We start from the raw sequence: 255 nt of genomic DNA on the forward strand, positions 1-255 counted from the left end.
GAGATCTACACTCTCTCCTTCGTCGGCAGCGTCAGATGTGTATAAGAGACAGGGCCGGCACGCCTTCGCCGGCGGTGGACGACCGCGCTCGGACCGTGCGCCCCTGTCCCGTCGCGGTCGCCATCGAGCGCGCCGTGAGCGGCCCTGCCCCTGTCTCTTATACACATCTCCGAGCCCACGAGACGGAGCTACATCTAGGGGGCAGTGTTCTTGTTGGAGAGGGGGGGGGGGGGGGGGGGGGGGGGGGGGGGGGGG

Annotated in this window: 1 protein-coding gene; it reads right to left on the minus strand. The window is 69.4% G+C overall.

The genetic code is table 11. The features are described from left to right. Nucleotides 1–5: 5 nt before the first annotated feature. On the minus strand, nucleotides 6–167 hold the full coding sequence (locus ACR9ZK_RS22615; RefSeq protein WP_481344170.1) for a hypothetical protein: 162 nt from the start codon (nucleotides 165–167) through the stop codon (nucleotides 6–8). Nucleotides 168–255: the final 88 nt, after the last annotated feature.

Source organism: Monashia sp. HAY1-5C (assembly GCF_056755255.1).

Bases quoted from the DNA above. Each gene is read 5' to 3' on its own strand.
- ACR9ZK_RS22615 (WP_481344170.1), bottom strand. From the start codon at position 167: ATGTGTATAAGAGACAGGGGCAGGGCCGCTCACGGCGCGCTCGATGGC.